At 69.0% G+C, this 403-nt stretch carries 1 pseudogene; it reads left to right on the top strand.

What is annotated here, in order from left to right:
- Positions 1–403 (top strand): annotated as a pseudogene (locus EN818_RS30925) (helix-turn-helix transcriptional regulator); the annotation flags it as partial.

Here is a 403-nt window from a genome sequence, read left to right as displayed (position 1 = left end):
CGGACGGTCGCGTCTGGGCCTCAATCGACGCTCTGGGCGACCGCTATTCGCTGTGGGCTTCGGGTCTCGCCAGGCGCGCGTGCCTCGATTCCACCGCTTTCAACAAGTCGAAACGCCTGTCCTCCGACGGCCGGCCGCGCTGGCCCTCGCCCGAATCGCTGGCCAAGATCATGGAGGCCACCGGCGCCTCGCTGCAGGAATTCACCGTGCTGGTCGAAGGCCACGGCGGCACCGCGGCGGCGCAGCCGCGCATGGCCGTTCCGCTGCTTGGCTTTGCCCAGGCCGGCGCCGGCGGCTTCTTCGACGATGCCGGCTATCCCTCGGGGCAGGGCTGGGATCTGGTCGAGCTTCCGACGCGGGCGGCGGAAACCTCCTATGCGCTGAAAATCCAGGGCGATTCCAT

The organism is Mesorhizobium sp. M3A.F.Ca.ET.175.01.1.1 (assembly GCF_004791945.1).
Lineage (GTDB): Bacteria > Pseudomonadota > Alphaproteobacteria > Rhizobiales > Rhizobiaceae > Mesorhizobium.
The sequence above is the reverse complement of the archived record's forward strand: the minus strand, read 5'-3'. Positions and strand labels throughout refer to the sequence as shown.